Here is a 22,143-nt window from a genome sequence, read left to right as displayed (position 1 = left end):
TCAGAATCCCTATTCGTTTAAAAGCTTAGCCGCGTCCACCGCAAAATAGCTCAGAACACCGTCGGCGCCCGCCCGCTTGAAGCACATCAGCGATTCCAGAATGCCGCGGTCGCGGTCCAATCGGCCCAGTTCGAAGGCGGTGGCCAGCATCGAATATTCGCCCGATACCTGATAGGCGAAGGTCGGTACCGCGAAGCTCTCCTTCACGCGCCGGACAATATCCAGATAGGGCATGCCCGGCTTCACCATGATCATGTCGGCGCCTTCAGCCAGATCGAGCTCGACCTCACGCAGCGCCTCGTCCGAATTGGCCGGGTCCATCTGATAGGTGCGCTTGTCGCCCTTCAACGCGCCGGAAGAGCCTACGGCCTCCCGGAACGGGCCGTAGAAGCAGGAGGCGTATTTGGCGGCATAGGAAAGGATGCGGGTATTCTGATATCCGGCATCGTCCAGGGCCTGGCGGATCGCGCCGATGCGCCCATCCATCATGTCCGACGGGGCGAGCGTATCGCAGCCCGCCGCGACCTGTACCAGCGATTGGCGGATCAGCGCTTCCAGGGTCGCGTCGTTGACGATCTCGTTCCCCGACATCAGTCCGTCATGACCGTGACTGGTATAGGGGTCCAGCGCCACATCGCAGACGATCACCATATCGGGACAGGCCTCGCGAATCGCGCGGGTCGCCCGGCAGACGAGGTTGTCGGGATTGTAAGCCTCACTGCCTTTTTCGTCGCGCAAGGCCGGATCGGTATTGGGGAATAGGGCAATCGCCGGAATGCCGAGCGCTTCGGCTTCCTTCGCCGCCTTAACGGCCAGATCGACGCTGATCCGGTTCACGCCCGGCATGGCGGAAACCGGTTCCCGACAGTCGTCCCCGTCGATGACGAAGATCGGCCAGATCAGATCAGCCGGGGTCAGGTGGTTTTCCGCCACCATGGCCCGAATGGACGCGTTGGTTCTGTTCCGCCGCATCCGCACGGTCGGAAAGCGCCCCGGATAGGCCATGGTCGTGTACTCCCCAAACATTTTCGCAAAGCTGCGGCAGCCTACCGGGGCGTCCTCGGGTCTGCAATCCTGTGCGACATTAGCCCGCAAGCCCGGCGAGGAACGGCGTTTCGGCACGATCGATGTCGGATTCGGAAACACGCCGGGCGGCGACGGGCGTCGCGTTCCGGATGATGTCCAGGACCGGGCAGTGCGCATCCACGGTGCGTTTCAGATAGTCCAGCCGTTCCGGATCTGCGTCGCTGTCCAGGTCGACGCGGATATCCAGACCGCGCAGACCGGGCCGCGTACCGGCGTCCAGCGCGAACAGACCGCGCAGGTCGATATCGCCGGTAACCGACACGGCGACGCTGCGCAATGGAATTCCCAGACGGTCGGCATAGAGGCGATAGGTGATTTCCTGGCAGGACGCGATGGCCGCCAGGATCAATTGTACCGGGTTGGGGCCTAACCCCTGACCGCCATGGGCAGTGGGCTCGTCGACGGTCAGCAGGAAATCGCCTGCCTCGACCTCGCTATGCAGACCGGCGATTTGGCGCGAATGGACTTCGAACCGGGCGATCGCGGCGGACGGGTCCTGGGCGATACGCTCGGCCACGGCGTCGAAGGTTGCGGAAATCGGGGTGTGAACGGTCGTCGTCATTGTCTTGCATCCTCTCGTTTTCGGCGCGCCCGGAACCGGATGCGGTGCCTGTTTAGACCGCTCGGTTCCGGGGCTCCGGATTTCTCCAACGAGGATCCGCGCCGTCGGCTTCGTCCCGAATGGAAGGACATCGACCCTGGCGTCGCTTTAGCAGTTGATGACGCGGTGCAAGCTGATCCTCAAATCACCGCGGATGCGCGTCGGGCCGAATGAAAGCCGTTCGCCATCGAATGCGTCGATTGTCGGGGGAGGCTTGCGGGGAAATTACAAAGCCGGTGTTTGGAGAACCGGCGGTCGGTCGTTCCCACGCCCGGTAGTATACCGAAGCCAAAAGAAAAACCGCCGCAGCATGTGCCGGGCGGTTTGTGCCGTCCCGCTTTAGCTGCATTTGTAAAGCGCCCGCAAGCTGAGCTTCAAATCGGCGCTGATCGAAACTTAGGGCAGGGATAAGGGCGTCGTCAAGAAGGGAATACCCCAAAAACGGAAACGGGACCGCTTGAGGCGATCCCGTCATCCCATTCCCAACTTCTACGTCCCGCACTAAAGCGTTGCCTCGATGTTACGAGAAACCCGCAACGACCCTCCCTAAACTTGGGTCATGGCGACTTGCCGGAGGTCCTTGGCGGTCCTCACTGTCGCTTGAATATGTTGTGAGCATAGGGAATTAATTTGATTTGGTCACGGCAAAAATTCATGAAATCGACATGTAGTCCCTTGGAAAGTATTGCAACGCAATATAGAAACTTTCCATGCAGGTCGATACGAGCGTTTCCAAAACAGCCGTGAATGCAGGAAAAACCGCCGAAATCCCGATGAGGCTTTCGGTGCGCGACGTTACAAAACGGTTCCCCGGCTGTGTTGCCAACGACCATGTCTCCCTCGATTTGGAACGCGGCGAGATACACGCGCTGTTGGGTGAAAACGGGGCCGGGAAGTCCACCCTGGTGAAAATCCTGTATGGCGTTCAACACGCCGATTCGGGCCGGATTTTATGGGAAGGCGAGGAAGTCGAGATCGCCAATCCCGCCGCTGCCCGGACTCTGGGCATCGGCATGGTGTTCCAGCATTTCTCCCTGTTCGAGACATTGAGCGTCGCGGACAACGTCGCCCTGGCGCTCAGTCGCGGAACAGGGCGCGACCCGGCGCTGGTCGCCGAAATCAAACGGCTGAGCAACGAATACGGTCTGGCGCTCGATCCCGATCGCATCGTCTATGAATTGTCGGTGGGGGAACGTCAGCGCGTCGAGATCGTCCGCTGTCTGATGCAGGACCCGAAGCTGATCATCATGGACGAACCGACATCCGTCCTGACCCCGGCGGAGGTCGACAAGCTGTTCGACGTGCTGCGCCGGTTGAAGGCGGACGGGCGAACGGTTCTGTATATTTCTCACAAGCTTCAGGAAATTCGGGACCTGTGCGACCGTGCGACGATCCTGCGCGGCGGGAAAGTGGTCGATAGCTGCGATCCGTCGCAGGAAACGCCGAATTCCCTGGCGGCGATGATGATCGGGCGATCTTTCGACGGTCCGAAAATCGGAAAGCCGGTTCACACGGAAGACGGCGATGCACTGTTGACCGTCGAGGGGTTGAGTATGGAAGCCGCGTCCCCCTTCGGTACGAGCCTTAAGAATATCTGCCTGTCTGTTCGACCGGGTGAGGTTCTGGGTATCGCCGGTGTTGCCGGCAACGGGCAGAATACGCTTCTGGCGGCGCTAAGCGGTGAACGCATAGCGCAACGCGATGACTGGGTTCGGTTCGAAGGAAAGTCCATCGGCCGGGTCGGCGCGCGCGGTCGTCGTGACATGGGCATCGTTTTCGTCCCGGAAGAACGGCTGGGACATGGTGCCGTGCCGGATCTGGCATTGGAAGAGAATGCGCTGCTGAGCGGCTGGGGTCGCTGGAAATTGGTGCGGCGCGGTTTGATTTCCTTCTCCAAGACCCGGGAAAAGGCCGAACAGGTTATTTCCGCCTTCGGCGTTGTCAGCGCGGGTAGCGGTGCCGCGGCGCGCAGCCTATCCGGCGGGAACCTGCAAAAATTCATCATCGGGCGCGAGATCATGCAGGACCCGAAACTGTTGATCGCCGCGCAGCCGACCTGGGGCGTCGATGCGGGATCCGCCGCCGCAATTCAAACCGCGCTTGTCGATCTGGCGCGCAGTGGCGCCGGCGTGATTGTCGTTAGCCAGGATCTGGATGAATTGTTCACGATTTCGGACCGCGTCGCGGTCATTTTCGACGGTCATTTGTCGGAAAGCCGCCCGACCCATGCCACAAGCGCGGAGGATGTCGGGTTGCTGATGGGCGGGTTGTTCGAAACGCCGACGGAGGCGACGCCCGCATGATTGCCTTGGAACGCCGTCTCGAAGTGTCCCGCTTCTGGCTCTACGCCACACCGGTCCTGGCGGTAGGACTGACAATTTTGTCCGGTGCGGTGATGTTTGCGGCGCTCGGCTTCGACCCGTTGGAGGCATTGCACGCCTATTTCATCCTGCCGATTTCCGACCTCTATGGGTTGAGCGAACTGACCGTGAAGGCGACGCCGTTGGCCATGATCGCGGTGGGGCTGGCGCTCGGTTTCCGAGGGAATGTCTGGAATATCGGCGCGGAAGGGCAGTTGATCCTGGGCGCGATTACCGGCGGCGGGGTCGCGCTCGCCTTTTATGGGGTGGAGGGGCCGTGGCTGCTGCCGCTGATGCTGCTGGGCGGCATGGTCGGAGGGGCATTCTGGGCCGCGATACCGGCGTTCCTGAAAGTTCGGTTCAACGCTAATGAAATCCTGGTCAGTCTTATGCTGACCTATGTTGCGGGCCTGTTGCTCGTCTATCTGGTGACGGGGCCGTGGAAGGACCCGATGGGGTTCGGCTTCCCTCAGTCGCGGCTGTTCCACGACTCCGCGACGTTGCCGACCTTGTTCGAAAACTCCCGGATGCATATCGGCTTCCCGATCGCATTGTTCGCCGTTGTTGTTTCGTGGTTCGTCGTTTCCCGCACCCTGATCGGTTTCCAGATCAAGGTCGTCGGCCTGACGCCTCCCGCCGCGGGTTATGCCGGGTTCAGCAGTTCGAAGGTCGTTTGGGTAACCTTGCTGACCACCGGCGCGCTTGCCGGACTGGCGGGGGTGATTGAGGTCTCGGGACCCATCGGACAATTGACCCCGTCGATTTCGCCCGGCTACGGCTTCACCGCGATTATCGTCGCCTTCCTGGGGCGGCTGCATCCGGTGGGCATCTTGCTGGCGGCGCTTCTGATGGCGCTCAGCTATATCGGCGGGGAGACCGCGCAGATCGTGATGCGCCTGCCGCTCGCCGTGACTGGGGTGTTTCAGGGCATGTTGCTGTTTTTCCTGCTCGCGTCAGACGTTTTGGCGCATTATCGCATCCGTTTCGGCAGCCGTCGGTCGGAAGAGGGGTAGGGAGCATGGAAAGTCTCGCACCGATCGTTCTGTCGGTCATCGCCGCCGCGACACCGCTTCTATTCGCCGCCATGGGGGAATTGGTGGTGGAGAAATCCGGCGTCCTCAATCTGGGTGTCGAAGGCATGATGCTCGGCGGCGCGGTTGTCGCCTTTATCGTCGGTGTGGAAACGGGGAACGGGATGCTGGCCGCCGCCGCCGGGGCCGCGATGGGGATGGCGCTTGCCTTTCTGTTCGCGATCATGGTGTTGGGCCTTTTGGCCAATCAGGTGGCGACCGGACTGGCCCTGACCTTGTTCGGGATCGGCCTCAGCGCCCTTCTGGGGCGCGGCTATGTCGGGACGCCGCTGCCGGCGCTGCCCAAGCTGTATGTTCCGGGTCTGACCGATATTCCCGTCCTTGGGCCGATCTTTTTCGGGCAGGACGGCCTCGTCTATCTGTCCATCGTCCTGTCGGGCGCGGTCGCGTGGTTCCTGTATCGCAGCCGTGCCGGGTTGATCCTGCGGTCTGTCGGCGAAAATCCGTCGGCGGCCCATGCCATCGGTTACCCGGTGATCCGCATCCGCCTGCTGGCGGTCCTGTTCGGCGGGGCCATGGCGGGTTTGGGCGGGGCATTCCTGTCCCTGTCCTACACGCCGATGTGGGCAGAGGCGATGACGGCCGGTCGCGGCTGGATTGCGCTTGCGCTTGTCGTCTTCGCGACATGGCAGCCGGGCAAAGTCCTGCTGGGCGCCTATCTGTTCGGCGGATTGACGCTGGCGCAATTGCATCTGCAAAGCATGGGGATCATCCATATCCCGTCGCAGTTCCTGAATATGACGCCCTATCTGGCGACGATCGTCGTTCTGGTCGTGATTTCGCGCGACGCTGCGCGCATCCGCCTGAACGCACCGGCCAGCATCGGCAAGGTTTTCCATCCGGACGGTTAGGGGCCGACGGATCATGTTTTCAATATGGAGAAGAGAGGGAGAGTGTAATCATGACTAAGCTAACGCGTCGTTCGTTCTCAGCGATGACCTTGGCGCTCGGGGCGTCGGCGGCACTGCCGGCCCGCGCTGCGGATCCGCTGAAAGTCGGTTTCATCTATGTCGGCCCAATCGGCGATCACGGCTGGTCCTATCAGCACGATCAGGGGCGTCTGGCGGTTGAAAAGGCCTTCGGGGACAAGGTCGAAACCAGCTATGTCGAAAGCGTGCCGGAAGGGGCCGATGCCGAACGCGTCATTACCCAGATGGTGCGGTCGGGTCACAAGCTGATTTTCACGACGTCCTTCGGGTATATGAACCCGACACTGAAGGTTGCGAAGATGTTCCCGGACGTCATGTTCGAACATGCGACCGGCTTCATGCGTGAAAAGAACATGTCGACCTATGCCGCGCGCTTCTATGAGGGCCGTGCCGTTGTCGGTGTCCTTGCGGGGCACATGTCCAAGACGAACAAGGTCGGTTACGTCGCGTCGGTTCCGATTCCGGAGGTTTTCCGCGGCATCAACGCCTTCACCGTCGCGGCGCGGCGCATCAATCCGGCGATCGAGGTTACCCCGATCTGGATCGGCGAATGGTACAATCCGGGCAAGGAAGCCGATGCAGCCAAGGCCCTGATCGACCAGGGTGCGGATATCCTGCTGCAGCATACGGATTCCCCGGCGCCGGTGCAGACGGCGGCGGAACGCGGCATCTGGGCCGTCGGTCAGGCGTCGGACATGGAACGCTTCGGCCCGGAAGCCCATATGACCGCCATCGTCGATCATTGGGACCCCTACTATATCAACCGCGTCCAGGCGGCGCTCGACGGCACCTGGGAATCGACCGACACATGGGGCGGCCTGAGCACGGGCATGGTCAACATGTCGGCCTTCAACAAGGCGTTGCCGGAAAACGTCGTCGCCGAAGCCAAGGCGATGGAAGAAGCGATCATCGCCGGAACCAGCCATCCGTTCATGGGCCCGATCAAAAACCAGGCAGGCGAGGTTGTCGTGGCAGAGGGTGCCACGCTGTCTGACGGCGATCTGCTGGGCATGAACTGGTATGTGGAAGGCGTGAACGGCAAAGTGCCGGGCTGATTTTCGTTTCGGCCAATTAATCGGGCAGGGCGCTTCCGGGAAATCGGAAGCGCCCTTTCCTTATGCGGCGAACAGAACTGTCCATATCAGCGGCAGCAGGATCGCCGTGGCCAGGGCGTTCAACCCCATGGCGAGACCGGAAAACGCCCCCGCGACCTCGTTCACCTGCAAGGCGCGGGCGGTCCCGATCCCATGCGCCGCGGTACCCATGGCCAGGCCGCGCGCGGGCCATGACTTGATGCGGAACAGGGTCAGCAGGAATGGTCCCATCATGGCGCCGGTTATCCCTGTCAGGATGACCAGGACCGCCGTGAAGGAGGGCAGGCCTCCCAGTTTCTCGGAAATCCCCATCGCGACGGCGGCGGTTACCGATTTCGGGGCCAAGGACACGGTCGCGTCATGGGAGGCGCCCAGGAAGTATCCGATGGCAACCGCGGACAGGCTGGCGGTCAGGGAGCCTGTCAGGATGCTGACGGAAATCGCCAGGGCGGACCGCCGAACCTTGTCGAATTGCCGATATAGGGGGATCGCCAACGCCACTGTCGCGGGCCCCAGCAGGAAATGCACGAACTGCGCCCCGTCGAAATAGCTTTGATAATCCGTGTCGGTCGCGAGCAGGATTGCCACGATCAGGATCGTTGCGATCATGACCGGATTCAGGACCGGATTCATCCCGCTGCGCGTATAGATCCATGCCCCTAGGCGAAACGCGGCGAGAGTCAGGGTCAGATGCAAAAGCGGGGTGGCGCTGAGATAAACCCAGATATCGCGAAGGTCTTCCATGGCGGTCAGCCTTCGATATCCGTCGCGGCGCGCTTGCCCAGCCACGCCATCATCAAGCCGGTCACGACGACGGTCAGGGCCGTGCTGACGATCAACGCCGCGGCGATGGGCAGCCAATCGTCGCCGAATAGCCGGAAGTGCAGCATGACTCCGACACCCGCCGGTACGAACAACAGCGACATATGACTGAGGAGTCCGTCGGTAACGGTGGCAAGGTCTTTCGGAATTTTCCCACGCACCAGCAGAAAGGCGAACAGCAGAACCATGCCCAGAACCGGTCCGGGAACAGGCAAATGCAGCGCATGGGCGATAAGTTCACCTGCAAGCTGGCATGCGAAGATCAGTGTCAGATAGGTCAGCAATGGATCGGCCCCCTTTGTGCATCATTGCGGGGGCGCGTTGCCCCTAGTCGAGTAATAGCACGCGTTTGTCCTTGGCGAAGGCCCGGATCGCCGATCGGGTTTCCGGCCCATCCACACCGTCGACACGGCCGTCGAAATAGCCGCGTTGCTTGAGATACTGCTGATACTGGCGAATCCGTTCGACCCCGCCGAGTTCCATCGCCCGGAAATAATAGCGCGCCGCGTCTTCGGTATTGCCCAATAGCGCATAGGCCGCACCCGCCGTGTCGGTATTGTCGGCGTTTTCGTCGAGCGCGATGGACTGGTCGACATAGGTCAGCGCGGCTTCCGGGTCGCGGACCGCCGGATCGTCGGCGGCAACGAGCAGCCAGGCGAGGGTGTTCAAATAATCGGATGACGGCGACAATTGCGCGGCAACGTCCAGATCGGCCCGTGCGTCCTCGAAGTCCTTGCGCTCCATACGGATGACGCCCCGGCGGTGCCAGGCAAGTGCGAGCGTCGGGTCCCGTTCGATGACATTGGAAAAGTCGGCTTCCGCCTCGACATCCCGGTCGGCGGCGTGATTGGCGAGACCGCGATAGAGGAAGGCGTCCGGGTCGTCGTATCCCTCCGCGACGGCCTTGTCCAAAAGACCGATCGCCGTGTCCGCGTCCCCGCTCAAAAAAGTGGCGAAGCCCAGGCGGACGTCAATTTCGGGGAGGTCCGGCCGCAAATCAGCGGCTTTTCGATATGCCTCCACGGCCTCGTCGGGCCGTCCGCGATCGATCAACAGCCCGGCGCGGATGACATCGACTTCGGGATTGCTGGGGTCGAGGCGTTCCGCATGATCCAAATCGCGGAACGCCGCGTCATATTCACCCAGATCGGCAAGGTTTCCGGCCCGGTCGACATAGAGATCAGAGAATTTTGGGGCAATTTCCAGCGCGAGATCCAGATCCTGGATGGCGCGTTGATACTTCTCCATCTGACGGAAAGCGCGCGCCCGCCCACGCAGATAGCCGGTATTGTTCGGTTCCAACGCCAGGGCTTGGGTCAGATCGTCGACGCCGCCGGAAAAATCGAACAGATCGGTTTTCGCCGCCCCGCGATAGGCCAGCATCAACGCCGTTCCTTCGCGGTTCAGGGCGTCGTTTTCCAGCACCGCGTCACAGGCGGCGAGGCGGTCTCGGCCGGGTAGGTCGCCCGACATACATCGCCGCATTTCCACGGCGACTTGCGGTTCCTGTTGCTGCGCCGCGACCGGTCCGGCCAATCCGACCAATCCGGTTAGCGCGAGCGCGGCGATCTTTGCCACCTGCATGGGGCACCTCCGTCCAGAACATTACCGCATGCGGTACGGGATATGAAGTTAAGCGGGATACGGAACGATGCAAGCACCGACCCGGTCTTGCCCCTTAACATTTCTTCCGGATCGGCCCGAACTTTGCTTAGAATGGGGCATGAACAGGGCAATTATCATTTTGTTGGTCATGTCGGCGGCACTTGCGGCGTCGGGAAGCGGCGTTGCACAAACACCGGACAATCCCTTCACCAATGCCGGTGGGGACGGAAACGCCGTCACGCCCGCCGCGCCGCCGCCGGCGACCGAGACGGCCCCGACATCCGGCGGTTCCGGCGTGCCGTCTGGTGCGCCCAGGCCGGACGCGAAACCCGATTTTCTGCTGAACATGTCAAAGGCGGATTGCCGCCGCTTGATCCGACGGTCGGACGTTGCCGGGGCGGATTATGTTGCGGGGGTCGACGTGCGGGGTAACGCCGTTACCGGCGCCGAACTGTCGGGCAGCCTGACCGCGGCGGATATCCTGCCGAAGGAAATCGCCTTCGAACTGTCGCTCAATCCTCTGTCCTATGCCGGGAACGGCGATCTGGCCGATGTGTTCTCGGAGTCTTCCACCAGTTTCGGCACGATAAAATTCGATCTGGCCTCCGGTGCGCTGACATTGGACGGGAAGCGGCTGAACGGCACGACGGAAAGCGAGGTTCTCGCGCTTTGCAAGTCGTCGCTGGGCCTGTGACGCGCCTTTACGGAATGCGTTATTCCCCCTAGATTGCGCGCGACTCGAAACCCTACTTTTCCAAGGTGCGCCTTTCATGCGTTTGTCCCCTGCCGTCCGCCTTAGCGAATATTTCATGCCCACGCTGCGCGAAACGCCCAGCGAGGCGGAAATCGTGTCCCACCGTCTGATGCTGCGGGCGGGGATGATCCGTCAGGAATCGGCGGGGATCTATTCCTGGCTGCCTATGGGCTATCGGGTACTGCGCAAGATCGAACAGGTTGTGCGTGACGAAATGGACCGGATCGGCTGCCACGAGGTGCTGATGCCCACCATTCAGTCGGCGGAACTGTGGCGTAAATCCGGGCGCTACGACGATTACGGTAAGGAAATGCTGCGCATCACGGATCGGCACGACCGCGACATGCTGTTCGGTCCGACGAACGAGGAAATGATCACGGATATCTTCGCGGAACACGCCAAAAGCTATAAGGACGTGCCGCGGATGCTGTATCACATCCAGTGGAAATTCCGCGATGAGGTACGCCCCCGTTTCGGCGTCATGCGCGGTCGCGAATTCCTGATGAAGGATGCCTATTCTTTCGATCTGACACCGGAAGACGGGCGGATTTCATACAATAAGCAGTTCGTCGCCTATCTGCGGCTCTACGCACGGATGGGACTTCAGGCGATTCCGATGGCCGCCGATACCGGTCCGATTGGTGGCGACATGAGCCATGAGTTCATCATTTTGGCCGAAACCGGGGAAAGCCAGGTCTGGTGCAATTCCGATCTGCTGGAACTCGACCTCCTCAATGCCGATATCGACCATCGCGACCCCGCCCAGATGAGCGACGTCATCGGCAAGGTGACGAGCTACTACGCGGCCACCGACGAACAGCATGACGAAGCGAAGTATCAGGCGGAAGTGCCTGAGGATAAACGCCTGTCGGCGCGTGGAATCGAAGTCGGACATATCTTCTTCTTCGGCACGAAATACAGCGAGCCGATGAATGCGAAACTGCAAACCAAGGACGGTGAGTCCGTACCGGTGCAGATGGGGTCGTACGGTGTCGGCGTGTCGCGTCTGGCGGGCGCGATTATCGAGGCCTGCCACGACGATAACGGCATCGTTTGGCCGGAGGCGGTTGCACCGTTCAAGGTCGGACTGATCAACCTGCGCGTCGGAGACGCGGCCTGCGATGCGGCCTGCGAGGATTTGTTCGCGAAGCTTCAGGCGGCGGGTGTCGATGTCATGTATGATGACCGCGACGAACGCGCCGGGGTGAAATTCGCCGATATGGACCTGATCGGACTGCCCTGGCAGATCGTCGTCGGACCGAAAGGCGTCGCCGCCGGCGTGGTGGAACTGAAATCCCGGAAGACCGGCGTGAAGGAAGAACTGTCCCCCGAAGCGGCGCTTGCGCGGTTGGCGGGCTGATGTTTTCAGCCGTCGAGCGTCTGGTCGCCTTCCGCTACCTACGGGCCAAGCGACAGGAAGGGTTCATTTCCGTCGTGGCGTGGTTCTCGTTGCTGGGCATCATGCTGGGTGTCGCCACGCTGATCATCGTCATGTCGGTGATGAACGGGTTTCGCGCGGAATTGCTGGGTCGAATCATCGGGTTGAACGGCCATCTGACGGTAACCAGCGTGGAACGGCGGATTGAGGACTATCAGAACCTCGCCGCACAACTGATGAAATCGGAACATGTCGTTTATGCCACGCCGCTGATCGAAGGTCAGGTCATGGCCAGCGCGAAAAACGCGGCGGGCGGCGCGTTGGTACGCGGCCTGCGCGCGGCGGATTTCGAGGCGCGCCCGATCCTGCGGGATTCCATCATCGCCGGGGGCCTGGATCGATTTCGCGGCGGGGAGGGTATTCTGATCGGTGTCCGCATGGCCAATCGTTTCGGCCTGTCCGTCGGGGACAATCTGACCCTGATTTCACCGACCGGCACGGTGACGGCCTTCGGTACCGTGCCACGGATGAAGGCCTTTAGGATCGACGGCATTTTCGAAGTCGGCATGTACGAATTCGATAATACCTATATCTATATGCCGCTGCCGGAGGCACAAACTTTCTTCAAGACGGGCGACGCGGCCGGATCGATCGAAATCATGACCGACGATGCGGATCATGCGCGACGCATTGCCTTCGACCTGAACAAGATGCTGCCGCCCGGTTATCATGCGACGGATTGGCAACGGGTAAATGTCAGCTTCTTCAATGCGTTGGAAGTCGAACGCAATGTCATGGCGCTCATTCTGTCGCTGATTGTCGTCGTCGCGGCGTTCAATGTCATCTCGTCCCAGATCATGCTGGTGCAGGACAAGGCGCGGGGCATTGCGATCCTGCGCACCATGGGGGCGGGACGCGGGGCGATCCTTAGAATCTTCTTCATGACCGGCAGTTCCGTCGGTGTGATCGGGACCGTTCTGGGCGCGACTCTGGGGATATCCTTCGCCACGAATATCGAAACCATACGGCAATGGATTCAATCCTTGTCGGGTTTGACCCTGTTCGATGCGGAAATCTACTTCCTGTCAAAGCTTCCCGCGAAGATCGACCCGATGGAAGTCGGCCTGACCATCGCGTTTGCCCTGGCCATCAGTCTGCTGGCGTCGATCTATCCGGCCTGGCGCGCGGCGCGCCTCGATCCGGTGGAGGTGCTACGCTATGAGTGAGGCGATGCTCGCGCTGCGCGACGTTCGGCGGGTTTACGAAACGGCCTCCGATCCGTTGGTAGTCCTTGACGGCGCATCCGTCGAATTGGGACGCGGGGAGGCGGTCGGGCTGGTCGCGCCCAGCGGGACCGGGAAGTCGACCTTGCTGCATGTTGCGGGACTGTTGGAACGACCGCAATCCGGTGACGTCTTTGTCGACGGCAAGGCGTGTGGGCGATTGGGCGATGCGGAACGCACGGCCATCCGCCGCAATGGGATCGGTTTCGTCTATCAGTTTCATCACCTGTTGCCGGAATTCTCGGCCCTGGAAAACGTGATGCTGCCCTGCATGATTGCCGGGTTGTCACGAAAGGAAGCGTCGAAGCGCGCAGGGGATCTGCTGGAACGCGTCGGGCTGACGCCACGCGCAACGCATCGACCGGCGAAACTGTCCGGTGGGGAACAGCAACGCGTTGCGGTGGCGCGCGCGCTTGCGAACGGACCGGCGGTCCTTTTGGCCGACGAACCGACGGGAAACCTGGATCCCGGGACATCCGATCATGTGTTCGATCTGTTGTTATCCATGGTGCGAGAACGGGGCATGAGCGCCCTGATCGCCACGCATAATGTGGGGCTGGCGCGTCGGCTCGACCGGGTCGTGACGTTGCAGGATGGAAAACTCGTTTCCTATGAGGACAATCCAACTTAGGCTATGAGGATCGGTTCATTGACGGAATGGATCGAAGTCAAACGAAGGTTCGAGACAATGCCGGAGGCAGCGGCACGGTGACCGAAGCATCTGGAGTGAGGGAAGCGGAAAAACGCCCTGCCGACGCGAAATCGGGCGGGGCGGCAGGTTTGGCCAAACGGGCGGAACCGTTGGATCCGAAGCGGCATGCGTCGCTGCGTATTCTGCAGGGTCGTGATTTTTCCTATGCCGCGGGCATGCATACGGTGCCGCTTAGCGTCGTGGAATTCATGCCGTCCGCCCGGCATTATCCGATCATTTTCGCGGGTAGCCGGGAAATTCAACCCGTTGCCATGGTGGGGCTGCGTCCTGGCGAGAACTTGTTCGTCGCGGAAGACGGAGGTTGGAAGGAAGGCTGTTACATTCCCGCGATCCTGCGTCGCGCGCCTTTCGTATTGTTGCAGGATTCCAAGAAGGGGCAGGACGGCGTTATGCTGTGCCTCGACGTGGAATCCCCCCTGATTTCGAAGACCGAAGGGTCGCCGCTGTTCCAGGACGGAAAGCCGACCCCGCTGATCGCCAAGATGGGTAGTTTTGCAGCGGCATATTCCAAGGAACAGGCCCGGACCCGCGCCTTTGTGAATGCCTGCATCGAACGCGATCTGCTCGCCGAACGTCAGATGGAAATCACCCTGGCGAACGGACAGAAGCTGCTGTTCGCCGGATTTAAGGTGATCGACGAGGAAAAGCTGCGGAAGCTGCCCGATAGCGACGCCTTGCTGTTCTATCGGCGGGGCTGGCTGGCGCTTGCCGACGCGCATTTCCTATCGCTCGGGAATATGGGAAGGCTGCACCACCGCGCCAATTTCCGTGCCAAGTCGATCGCCGATAACGGGGCCTTGGACTTCACCGGACTTGGCGGTAAGGCTTGAAATTCTACTTCCGCCGGTACTCGCTCGGTAAATAACTCTAAAGTCTTGAGATTTGGGGACAGGTATTGTACCCGAAGGAGGGCTGGGGTGTTATTGAGGCGGCGAATCGTGCCTCGCGAGTCCATGAGGCGCGCGTAGTAGAACCATGTCCAAGAACTATGATTTCAGAAACGTGCGCATGCTGGTCGTCGACGACTGCAAATTCATGCGTAATATTTTGGAGCGTATGTTGGAGACCTTGGGCGTCGGCTATATCCGCACGGCGACCGATGGGATCGACGCCTGGGATCTGCTCTATAACGACGATTTCGACATTCTTCTGACCGATTGGGAAATGGAACCGGAAGACGGCCCGACTTTCGTCCACCGCGTGCGGCAGGATCCCGACAGTCCCAGTCGATACATCCCCGTCATCATGCTGACCGGCTATACCGAAAAGACGAAAGTCACGAGTGCCCGTGACTTCGGTATTACGGAATTCCTGGCAAAGCCTGTCGCGGCCCGGTCGCTGCATGCGCGGCTCCTTAACATTATCGAAAACCCGCGACCTTTCGTGCGCACGGCAACTTTTTTCGGCCCCTGCCGTCGGCGTTTGAATCTGCCGACCTTTGACGGAATCGACCGCCGCGCATCCAGTGAAGACGCGCTTCTGATTTAACCGATATCTGAAAATCCGTTACGGGGCCGCCGCCTGGGTATCCTTAGGGTATGTTGCGCTTCTGATTCGGGGGAAGGCTTGTTATTGTGTCCGTGGGGAACGGGAGTGGGCGTGGTTTTCCGGGGAATATCCGGATAAGGGGACAGTATGGGTAAGAACGATTTACCGAAAGTGCCGGACGGCGCGGGCCGGTCCTGGCATGAGGTCATCGAACGTCCGAATGTTTTGGCGCGCAAGGTGCCGAAAACCGGTGGCGTGAATCCGGAAAACGCCTTCAAGGAAGCGGAAGCCATCGTCAAAAAGATGGCGGCCGAATATGTCGATAAGCTGGCGCAGGACATCGACCAGATGAAGCTGTTCGCCGCGGCCTATCGCAAGGACCCGTCCGCGAAAAATTTGGACCGGCTGTTTCGTCTAATCCACAACATGCGCGGGCAGGGGGCCACTTTCGGTTTTCCCTTGATCACGGAAGTCGGGCGGAATTTCTGTCGCTATGTCCGGGAACGGCCGGACGATAAGCCGGTCCGTCCGGACCTTGTCGACCAGCACGTTAAAACGCTTCAGGTCGTTTATGATCAGTCGATCAAGGGGAGTGGCGACGAAATGGCCCAGCAGGTCGTGAAGGCGTTGACGGAAGTCGTCGAAAAGGAAGTCGGGCCCGGAGTGTAAATCCGTGTCGGGTTCCGCTTTTAAGGCGGGGTATGGTGATTTAGAGTGCCGCCGACGAGCTGATGCGGGACCGTTCGGAACCCCGTGACCACATGAAATAGGGAGCTGGCAATGTCCGGAAGCCTCAACAAAGTCATTCTTGTCGGCAATCTGGGGGCCGATCCGGACGTGCGCAGCATGCAGTCCGGCGACAAGGTCGCGAACCTGTCGATCGCGACGTCGGAACGCTGGAACGACCGTGAAGGAAATCGCCAGGAACGCACGGAATGGCACCGCGTTGTGCTGTTCGGCAAGGTTGCGGAAGTGGCTGAACGGTATCTCAAGAAAGGCGCCAAGGTGCTGATCGAAGGTCAGCTTCAAACCCGTAAATGGCAGGATCAAAATGGCCAGGACCGCTATTCGACGGAGGTCGTCGTGCGCGGTTTCAGCGGCAACATGACCATGCTGGACGGCCCCGGCGGCAGTGGCGGCGGTCAGGGTGGCGGCGGTGGCGGCTATGACGACCGGGGCAGCTATGGCGGCGGCGGTGGTTATGGCGGAGGCCAGGGCGGCGGTGGCGGCTATGGCGGTGGCCAAGGCGGCGGTCAAGGTGGTGGCCAAGGCGGAGGCGGTCGCGACTACAGCGCCGATCTGGACGACGAAATTCCGTTCTGATCCGTCCGATAACGACGTGAAGGCCCGCGTTTTTGACGCGGGCCTTTTGCTGTCTGCGGATAGGGTGGAGCCCGTGGATTTTCGGTCAATGGGCAATAGTCTTTCCCAGTTTCGCTGAATCGCTATATGCCATCGCGTTAATTTTGCCTGAACCCGTTTATCCGGTTCGGGCGGTGGAACCGGTTGCGCCGGGGGGCGCGTTGATTTCCGCCGTGTTTCGATAAAACAGGTTGGTCGATGCGAACAACCGTTCTGAAAAAGGGGGTTTCGCGATGAGTGATCGCACTGCCGTTCTGGACGTCGAACAACGTCCGGCGCTGCCCGTCTGGGCGCTTCTAAGCCTTCAGCACCTGTTCGCCATGTTCGGCGCGACAGTGCTGGTGCCGCTGATTACAGGCCTCAATCCCGCCGTGGCTCTGGTCAGCAGCGGCGCGGGGACACTGCTGTACATCGTCATAACGAAGGGCCGCATCCCGGCCTATCTCGGTTCCAGCTTCGCCTTCATTGCGCCGATCATCGTCGCGACGGCGTCGGCGGATGCCAACGCCGCCCTGATCGGGTGCTTCTTCGCCGGTCTGGTTTATGTCGCGATTTCCATTCTGATCCGCGTATTCGGCGTCGGTTGGCTGTTGCGCATCATTCCGCCGGTTGTCGTCGGCCCGGTTATCATGGTGATCGGTCTCGGGCTTGCCGGCGTTGCCGTGGACATGGCGACGACCGGAACCGGAGCGCCGGACGGCACCTATGACGGGGTGAAGTTCGGTGTCGCCCTGTTCACGCTGGCCGTCACCATCGGCTGCGCGGTCTATATGAAGAACTTCTTCTCCATGGTCCCGGTGCTGGTCGGCGTCGTTGTCGGCTATGTCGTTTCGATCCCATTGGGCCTTGTGGATTTCGGCCCAGTCGCGGCCGCCGCCTTTTTCGCGGTGCCGGATTTCTCCATTCCCTTCGTGACCTATTCGCCCGATCTGAATGGCGCGATCGTATTGGCCTTCATCGCGGCGGCCATTGTCCCGGTGGCCGAACATATCGGCGACCAGATCGTCCTCAGTAAGGTCGTCGGGCGTAACTTTCTACGCAATCCGGGCCTTGATCGCTCGATTTTGGGCGACGGTCTGGCGACGATGCTGGCGGCGATCCTGGGTGGTCCGCCGAATACCACTTATGGCGAGAATATCGGCGTGCTGGCGGTTACCCGCATTTTCTCGATCTACGTCGTCGGTGGCGCGGCCGTGCTGGCCGTCGTGTTCGGCTTCATCGGGAAATTCGCGGAGCTGATTCGCACGATCCCGGTTCCGGTCATGGGCGGCGTTTCCATCATGCTGTTCGGAATCATTGCCGCCAGCGGGTTGCGCATGATGGTCGACAGCAAGGTCGATCTCTCGCAGAAGCGTAATTTGGTGATCGCCTCCGTCATCCTGGTGATCGGCGTCGGCGGCGCGACGATCCAGGTCGCGGAAAATATCCAGATCGCGGGGATGGCGCTTGCCGCCATCGTCGGCATCGTCTTGAATCTGGCACTGCCGGGCCGTCCGAAGGAGGACGAAAGCGAGGCAATGTTCGACTCGCTCGACTAAGCGTCAAGTCGCTCTAGATTTTGAACCGGCGGGGTGTAATGCCTCGCCGGTTTTTCTTTGATCGGAGAGCACAATGCGCTTCATCCTGATGACGGTGTTTTGCCTTGGTGTATTTCCAATAACGGCGTGCGAAACGCGGGACCGCGAGGGGGCGGTGGCGCCGACAGTCGGGACGGGGGACGATTTGATGGCCGTGCCGGGACTGAAACAGCGACGATTGCAGCAATGCGAGGCAGACGAAACCGCGTGTCAGTAAGGCACCGCCCCCCGGATCCATTTTTCCAGGAACCCGATGAACCATTCCTTCATCGGGCCGTGATAGACATCGGCCAGCTTACGCTGCGTCGGTACGTCCTGCGCGCCGGGGATCGTCGTCATATCGATCTGTCGTTCCAGCCACAATTCGTGCTGTTCCATGCTGATTTCCGGGTGGAACTGAAATCCGAAAGCGTTTTCGGCAAACCGTATGGCTTGGTTCGGGAACATGGACGATGTCGCCAACCGCACCGTGTCGGACGGCAGATCGAATCCCAGGAAATGCCACTGCGCCACCATCATGCGTGACGGAAAAACGGACGCGCCCTTCGGTGTCGGGTCCAGCGTGAAATAGCCGATTTCACTCAACCCCTCGGGATTCGGGCGTAGCGCGGCACCCAGTTCGACTGCCATCACCTGCGCTCCGGCGCAGAGCCCGAGGAAGGGGCGGCCCGTGGCGAGCCAGCGGCCGGTCCAGTCCAATTCCTTCGCCATGAAAGGGTAGCGCCGGGTTTCGGTCGCGGAATAGCGCCCGCCATAGATGATCGCCCCGACGTGATCCGGGCGGATATCGGGCAGGTCCTGACCCAGGGCCGGACACACCCATTCCAGGCGATATCCAAGCGCCTGAAGGTGGTCCGACGCGGTATCATAGCTTTCCGGTCGGTGGTGCGTGACCAGGACGACGGTACCGAGAGAATCACTTGTCATGGTTTGCAGTCTAACCACGGGATTACGGTACCGAAAAGAAGCGATTTAAACCGCTGAAATTCCGTCAAATTCCCCTTATCTGGTTGTTCGGTGGGGGGCGGACATGCTAGATATACGGTCGGTCGTGCCGAATAAGACTTCGGGTTGCGATCCCTCCGCCGGGACTTCCGATCCCACTTTCCGATACTGAAGTAGAAGCGACGTTCTGAACCTTGTCCGACGATCAAAACGACACCGGCCCCGACGCCCCTGAACCCGGCGCTCCCGCCCCCGGCACGCCGCCGTCGGGATTCGATATTTCCTCCGTCCTTATCGAAGAGGAAATGCAGCGCAGCTACCTCGATTACGCGATGAGCGTGATCGTCAGCCGCGCGCTGCCAGACGTGCGGGACGGGTTGAAGCCGGTTCACCGCCGCATTCTCTATACGATGAAGGAAAACGGTTTCGACTCCACGAAACCGTACCGTAAATCCGCGCGTATCGCCGGGGATGTCATGGGTAAGTATCACCCCCATGGCGACAGCGCGATTTACGACGCCATGGTCCGTATGGCGCAGAATTTCTCCCTGCGGGTGCCGCTGATCGATGGCCAGGGCAATTTCGGGTCCATGGACGGCGATGCGGCCGCGGCTATGCGTTATACGGAGGCGCGCCTGTCCAAGGCCGCCGAAACCATGCTGGACGATATCGACAAGGATACCGTCGATTTCCAGCCGAACTACGACGAATCCGAAGTTGAGCCGACCGTCCTTCCCGCGCGCTTCCCTGCGCTGCTGGTCAATGGCGGGGGCGGGATCGCCGTCGGGATGGCGACCAATATTCCGCCGCACAATTTGGGCGAGGTGCTGAACGCCTGTATCGCCTATGTCGAAAATCCCGAGCTTACGATCGACGAGTTGAACGAGATCATCCCAGGACCGGATTTTCCGACCGGCGGGGAGATTCTCGGCCGATCCGGCATTCGTGCCGCCTACAATACCGGACGGGGCTCGATCGTCATGCGCTCCAAGGTTTCGGTAGAGGCTGTTTCCAAGGATCGGGAAGCGCTAATCGTCACGGAAATCCCGTATCAGGTCAATAAATCCAGGATGTTGGAGCGCATTGCTGAAGTGGTGCGTGAAAAGATCGTGGAAGGGATCGGCGACCTGCGCGACGAATCCGACCGGGATGGCGTCCGGGTCGTGATCGAATTGAAACGCGGCGTCGAACCGGAAGTCGTCAAGGCGCAACTGTTCAAATACACGCCGTTGCAAACCAGTTTCCCGGTCAACATGCTGGCCCTGCATGACGGCCAGCCGAAGACCCTGACGCTGAAGGACATTATCGGCGCCTTCGTCTATTTCCGCGAAGAGGTGGTCAAGCGTCGCACGGCCTATGAATTGGCGAAGGCCCGGGACCGGGCGCATATCCTGGCCGGTCTGATGATCGCCATTCTGAACCTGGACCCGGTGATCGAACTGATCCGCAAGGCCCCGGACCCGCAGACGGCCCGCGCCGAACTGATGGGCCGCGCCTGGCCGGCCGGTGAAATCCTGCCCTATCTGAAGCTGATCGACGATCCGGAAGGCCGTGTCGAGGGTGAAAACGCTTGGCTGAGCGAGCGGCAGGCCCGCGCCATCCTGGACCTGCGTTTGCAGCGACTGACCGGGATGGAACGCGAGAAGTTGGAAGAAGAAGCCCGCGATATTCAGGTCCGGATCACGGATTACCTGGAAATCCTGGCGTCGCATCCGCGCCGCATGCAGGTCCTGACCGACGAATTCGTGGATATCCGCGACCGCTTTGCCGATCCGCGCCGCACGGTCATTCTGGAAAATGAATTCGAACACGATATCGAAGACCTGATCCAGCGTGAGGACATGGTCGTCACGGTGACCCATGGCGGTTATATCAAACGCACGCCGTTGACCACCTATCGGGCGCAGCGCCGGGGCGGCAAGGGCCGCACCGGCATGTCGATGAAGGATGAGGACGCGATTTCCAGCGTCTTCGTGACCTCTACCCATACGCCGGTTCTGTTCTTCTCGTCGCGCGGCATGGCCTATGTCATGAAGGTCTACCGTCTACCGGCGGGCGCGCCGCAATCGCGCGGCAAGGCCATGGTCAATGTGCTGCCCCTGTCGCCGGATGAATGGATCACGACGGTGATGCCGCTGCCGGAGGACGAGGAAAGTTGGGGTCAGCTGGACGCGGTCTTCGCCACGGCGTCGGGCGGGATTCGCCGCAACAAGCTGTCCGACTTCACGAATATCAAGTCGAACGGCAAGATCGCGATGAAGCTGGACGAAGGCGACCGCCTCGTGTCGGTCAGCGTCTGTAGCGACGATCAGGACATCATGCTGTCGACGCGGTTGGGCAAATGCATTCGCTTCGAGGTCGGCAATGTCCGCGTTTTCTCCGGTCGGACCTCGACCGGTGTGCGCGGGATTCGTCTGGCGGACGGCGACAGCGTGATCGGCATGTCTGTTCTCAATCACGGCAGTTTCACTTCGGAAGAACGCGACGACTATCTGCGCGCCCAGGCGGCGGCCAAACGTCTGCAATCCGGGGAATACAGCAACGAAGAGGACCGCCAACGCGACGCGGAACGCGCGGCCCAGTTGGAAGAACCGAAGTTCGGGGAAATGGCGGCGCAGGAAGAATTCATCCTGACCGTTTCCAACCGCGGCATGGGGCAATTGGCGTCCGCCTATGACTATCGCGTCACCGGTCGCGGCGGGCAGGGGATCAACAACATGGACCTGCGCGGCGCGGAAGTTGCGGCGGTCTTCCTGTTCGATCCGTCCCTGGACGAATTAATGATGGTCGCCGACAGCGGTCAGATTATTCGTATTCACGGCAAGGGTATTTCGTCCCGTCGCCGCGGCAGCAAGGGCGTCATCGTCTTCGATGTCGGTGACGATCAGAAGGTCGTATCCGTCGCGCGCCTGCGTGAAGATGCGAACGGCGACTTGGACGGTGAGTTGGATGCCGATGGCGAACCGGTCGATATCCCGCCGGACGGCGATGCACCCGACGGCGATGCTGCAGTGCAAGACGGTTCTGCTTCCGATGTATGAGGAACCGGGCTATAA

20 protein-coding genes and 1 riboswitch are annotated in these 22,143 nt (G+C 60.7%); of the genes, 14 read left to right on the top strand and 6 right to left on the bottom strand.

Annotated features, from left to right (window positions below):
• Window positions 1–9 precede the first annotated feature (9 nt).
• Together hemB and HH303_RS05755 are read right to left on the bottom strand one after the other, a co-directional pair.
• The gene (gene hemB / locus HH303_RS05760; RefSeq protein WP_227421597.1) at window positions 10–1,005 is read right to left on the bottom strand and encodes a porphobilinogen synthase; all 996 of its coding nucleotides are present in this window, start codon (window positions 1,003–1,005) and stop codon (window positions 10–12) included.
• 79 nt (window positions 1,006–1,084) lie between these two features.
• Window positions 1,085–1,648: an OsmC family protein gene (locus tag HH303_RS05755; RefSeq protein ID WP_169624287.1), complete on the bottom strand. Its 564-nt coding sequence runs from the start codon at window positions 1,646–1,648 to the stop codon at window positions 1,085–1,087.
• Between the two features lie 357 nt (window positions 1,649–2,005).
• Window positions 2,006–2,083: riboswitch (SAM riboswitch) on the bottom strand.
• Window positions 2,084–2,397: 314 nt separating this feature from the next.
• Here HH303_RS05755 and HH303_RS05750 point away from each other — a divergent pair.
• From HH303_RS05750 to HH303_RS05735, 4 genes are read left to right on the top strand one after another with little or no spacing between them, the layout of a single operon-like run.
• Complete coding sequence (locus HH303_RS05750; RefSeq protein ID WP_169624286.1) at window positions 2,398–3,990, top strand: ABC transporter ATP-binding protein; 1,593 nt, start codon at window positions 2,398–2,400, stop codon at window positions 3,988–3,990.
• Window positions 3,987–5,060: an ABC transporter permease gene (locus HH303_RS05745; RefSeq protein WP_169624285.1), complete on the top strand. Its 1,074-nt coding sequence runs from the start codon at window positions 3,987–3,989 to the stop codon at window positions 5,058–5,060. Before HH303_RS05750 ends, HH303_RS05745 begins: the two co-directional genes overlap by 4 nt.
• A 5-nt stretch (window positions 5,061–5,065) precedes the next feature.
• Window positions 5,066–5,989, top strand: coding sequence for an ABC transporter permease (locus HH303_RS05740; protein ID WP_169624284.1), 924 nt, complete (start codon window positions 5,066–5,068; stop codon window positions 5,987–5,989).
• A 50-nt stretch (window positions 5,990–6,039) separates the two neighbouring features.
• The gene (locus HH303_RS05735; RefSeq protein ID WP_227421596.1) at window positions 6,040–7,122 is read left to right on the top strand and encodes a BMP family ABC transporter substrate-binding protein; all 1,083 of its coding nucleotides are present in this window, start codon (window positions 6,040–6,042) and stop codon (window positions 7,120–7,122) included.
• Window positions 7,123–7,182: 60 nt separating this feature from the next.
• Here HH303_RS05735 and HH303_RS05730 read toward each other — a convergent pair whose 3' ends face one another.
• From HH303_RS05730 to HH303_RS05720, 3 genes are read right to left on the bottom strand one after another with little or no spacing between them, the layout of a single operon-like run.
• On the bottom strand, window positions 7,183–7,905 hold the full coding sequence (locus HH303_RS05730; protein WP_169624283.1) for an LrgB family protein: 723 nt from the start codon (window positions 7,903–7,905) through the stop codon (window positions 7,183–7,185).
• A gap of 5 nt (window positions 7,906–7,910) precedes the next feature.
• Window positions 7,911–8,267, bottom strand: coding sequence for a CidA/LrgA family protein (locus HH303_RS05725; RefSeq protein ID WP_169624282.1), 357 nt, complete (start codon window positions 8,265–8,267; stop codon window positions 7,911–7,913).
• 43 nt (window positions 8,268–8,310) lie between these two features.
• Window positions 8,311–9,567, bottom strand: a complete 1,257-nt coding sequence (locus HH303_RS05720) for a tetratricopeptide repeat protein (protein WP_169624281.1) — start codon at window positions 9,565–9,567, stop codon at window positions 8,311–8,313.
• 139 nt (window positions 9,568–9,706) lie between these two features.
• Between HH303_RS05720 and HH303_RS05715 the strand changes: the two genes are divergently transcribed.
• From HH303_RS05715 to HH303_RS05675, 9 genes are all read left to right on the top strand, one after another.
• The gene (locus tag HH303_RS05715) at window positions 9,707–10,282 is read left to right on the top strand and encodes a hypothetical protein (RefSeq protein WP_169624280.1); all 576 of its coding nucleotides are present in this window, start codon (window positions 9,707–9,709) and stop codon (window positions 10,280–10,282) included.
• A 76-nt stretch (window positions 10,283–10,358) separates the two neighbouring features.
• Complete coding sequence (gene proS / locus HH303_RS05710) at window positions 10,359–11,702, top strand: proline--tRNA ligase (RefSeq protein WP_169624279.1); 1,344 nt, start codon at window positions 10,359–10,361, stop codon at window positions 11,700–11,702.
• Window positions 11,699–12,946 carry a lipoprotein-releasing ABC transporter permease subunit gene (locus HH303_RS05705; RefSeq protein WP_227421643.1) on the top strand — a complete coding sequence of 416 codons (1,248 nt, stop codon included), beginning with the start codon at window positions 11,699–11,701 and terminating at the stop codon, window positions 12,944–12,946. The genes proS and HH303_RS05705 overlap by 4 nt, the downstream gene beginning before the upstream one ends.
• On the top strand, window positions 12,939–13,634 hold the full coding sequence (locus tag HH303_RS05700; protein ID WP_169624277.1) for an ABC transporter ATP-binding protein: 696 nt from the start codon (window positions 12,939–12,941) through the stop codon (window positions 13,632–13,634). The genes HH303_RS05705 and HH303_RS05700 overlap by 8 nt, the downstream gene beginning before the upstream one ends.
• A gap of 26 nt (window positions 13,635–13,660) precedes the next feature.
• A complete protein-coding gene (locus HH303_RS05695) occupies window positions 13,661–14,545 on the top strand; it encodes a SapC family protein (protein WP_169624276.1) in 885 nt (294 codons plus the stop codon).
• 145 nt (window positions 14,546–14,690) lie between these two features.
• Window positions 14,691–15,203, top strand: a complete 513-nt coding sequence (locus HH303_RS05690; RefSeq protein WP_169624275.1) for a response regulator — start codon at window positions 14,691–14,693, stop codon at window positions 15,201–15,203.
• A 147-nt stretch (window positions 15,204–15,350) separates the two neighbouring features.
• Window positions 15,351–15,872: an Hpt domain-containing protein gene (locus tag HH303_RS05685; RefSeq protein WP_169624274.1), complete on the top strand. Its 522-nt coding sequence runs from the start codon at window positions 15,351–15,353 to the stop codon at window positions 15,870–15,872.
• A gap of 111 nt (window positions 15,873–15,983) precedes the next feature.
• Window positions 15,984–16,526: a single-stranded DNA-binding protein gene (gene ssb, locus HH303_RS05680; protein ID WP_169624273.1), complete on the top strand. Its 543-nt coding sequence runs from the start codon at window positions 15,984–15,986 to the stop codon at window positions 16,524–16,526.
• Between the two features lie 272 nt (window positions 16,527–16,798).
• Window positions 16,799–18,103, top strand: a complete 1,305-nt coding sequence (locus HH303_RS05675; protein WP_169624272.1) for a solute carrier family 23 protein — start codon at window positions 16,799–16,801, stop codon at window positions 18,101–18,103.
• Window positions 18,104–18,352: 249 nt separating this feature from the next.
• Here the strand turns inward: HH303_RS05675 and HH303_RS05670 are convergent, their stop codons facing one another.
• Window positions 18,353–19,069, bottom strand: a complete 717-nt coding sequence (locus HH303_RS05670; RefSeq protein WP_169624271.1) for a glutamine amidotransferase-related protein — start codon at window positions 19,067–19,069, stop codon at window positions 18,353–18,355.
• A 212-nt stretch (window positions 19,070–19,281) separates the two neighbouring features.
• Between HH303_RS05670 and gyrA the strand changes: the two genes are divergently transcribed.
• Complete coding sequence (gene gyrA, locus HH303_RS05665) at window positions 19,282–22,128, top strand: DNA gyrase subunit A (RefSeq protein ID WP_227421595.1); 2,847 nt, start codon at window positions 19,282–19,284, stop codon at window positions 22,126–22,128.
• The last annotated feature ends 15 nt before the right edge of the window (window positions 22,129–22,143 follow it).

It is taken from the genome of Pacificispira spongiicola (assembly GCF_012926505.1).
Taxonomy (GTDB): Bacteria; Pseudomonadota; Alphaproteobacteria; order UBA8366; family Aestuariispiraceae; genus Pacificispira; species Pacificispira spongiicola.
This window is presented reverse-complemented; position numbering and strand designations above follow the sequence as displayed.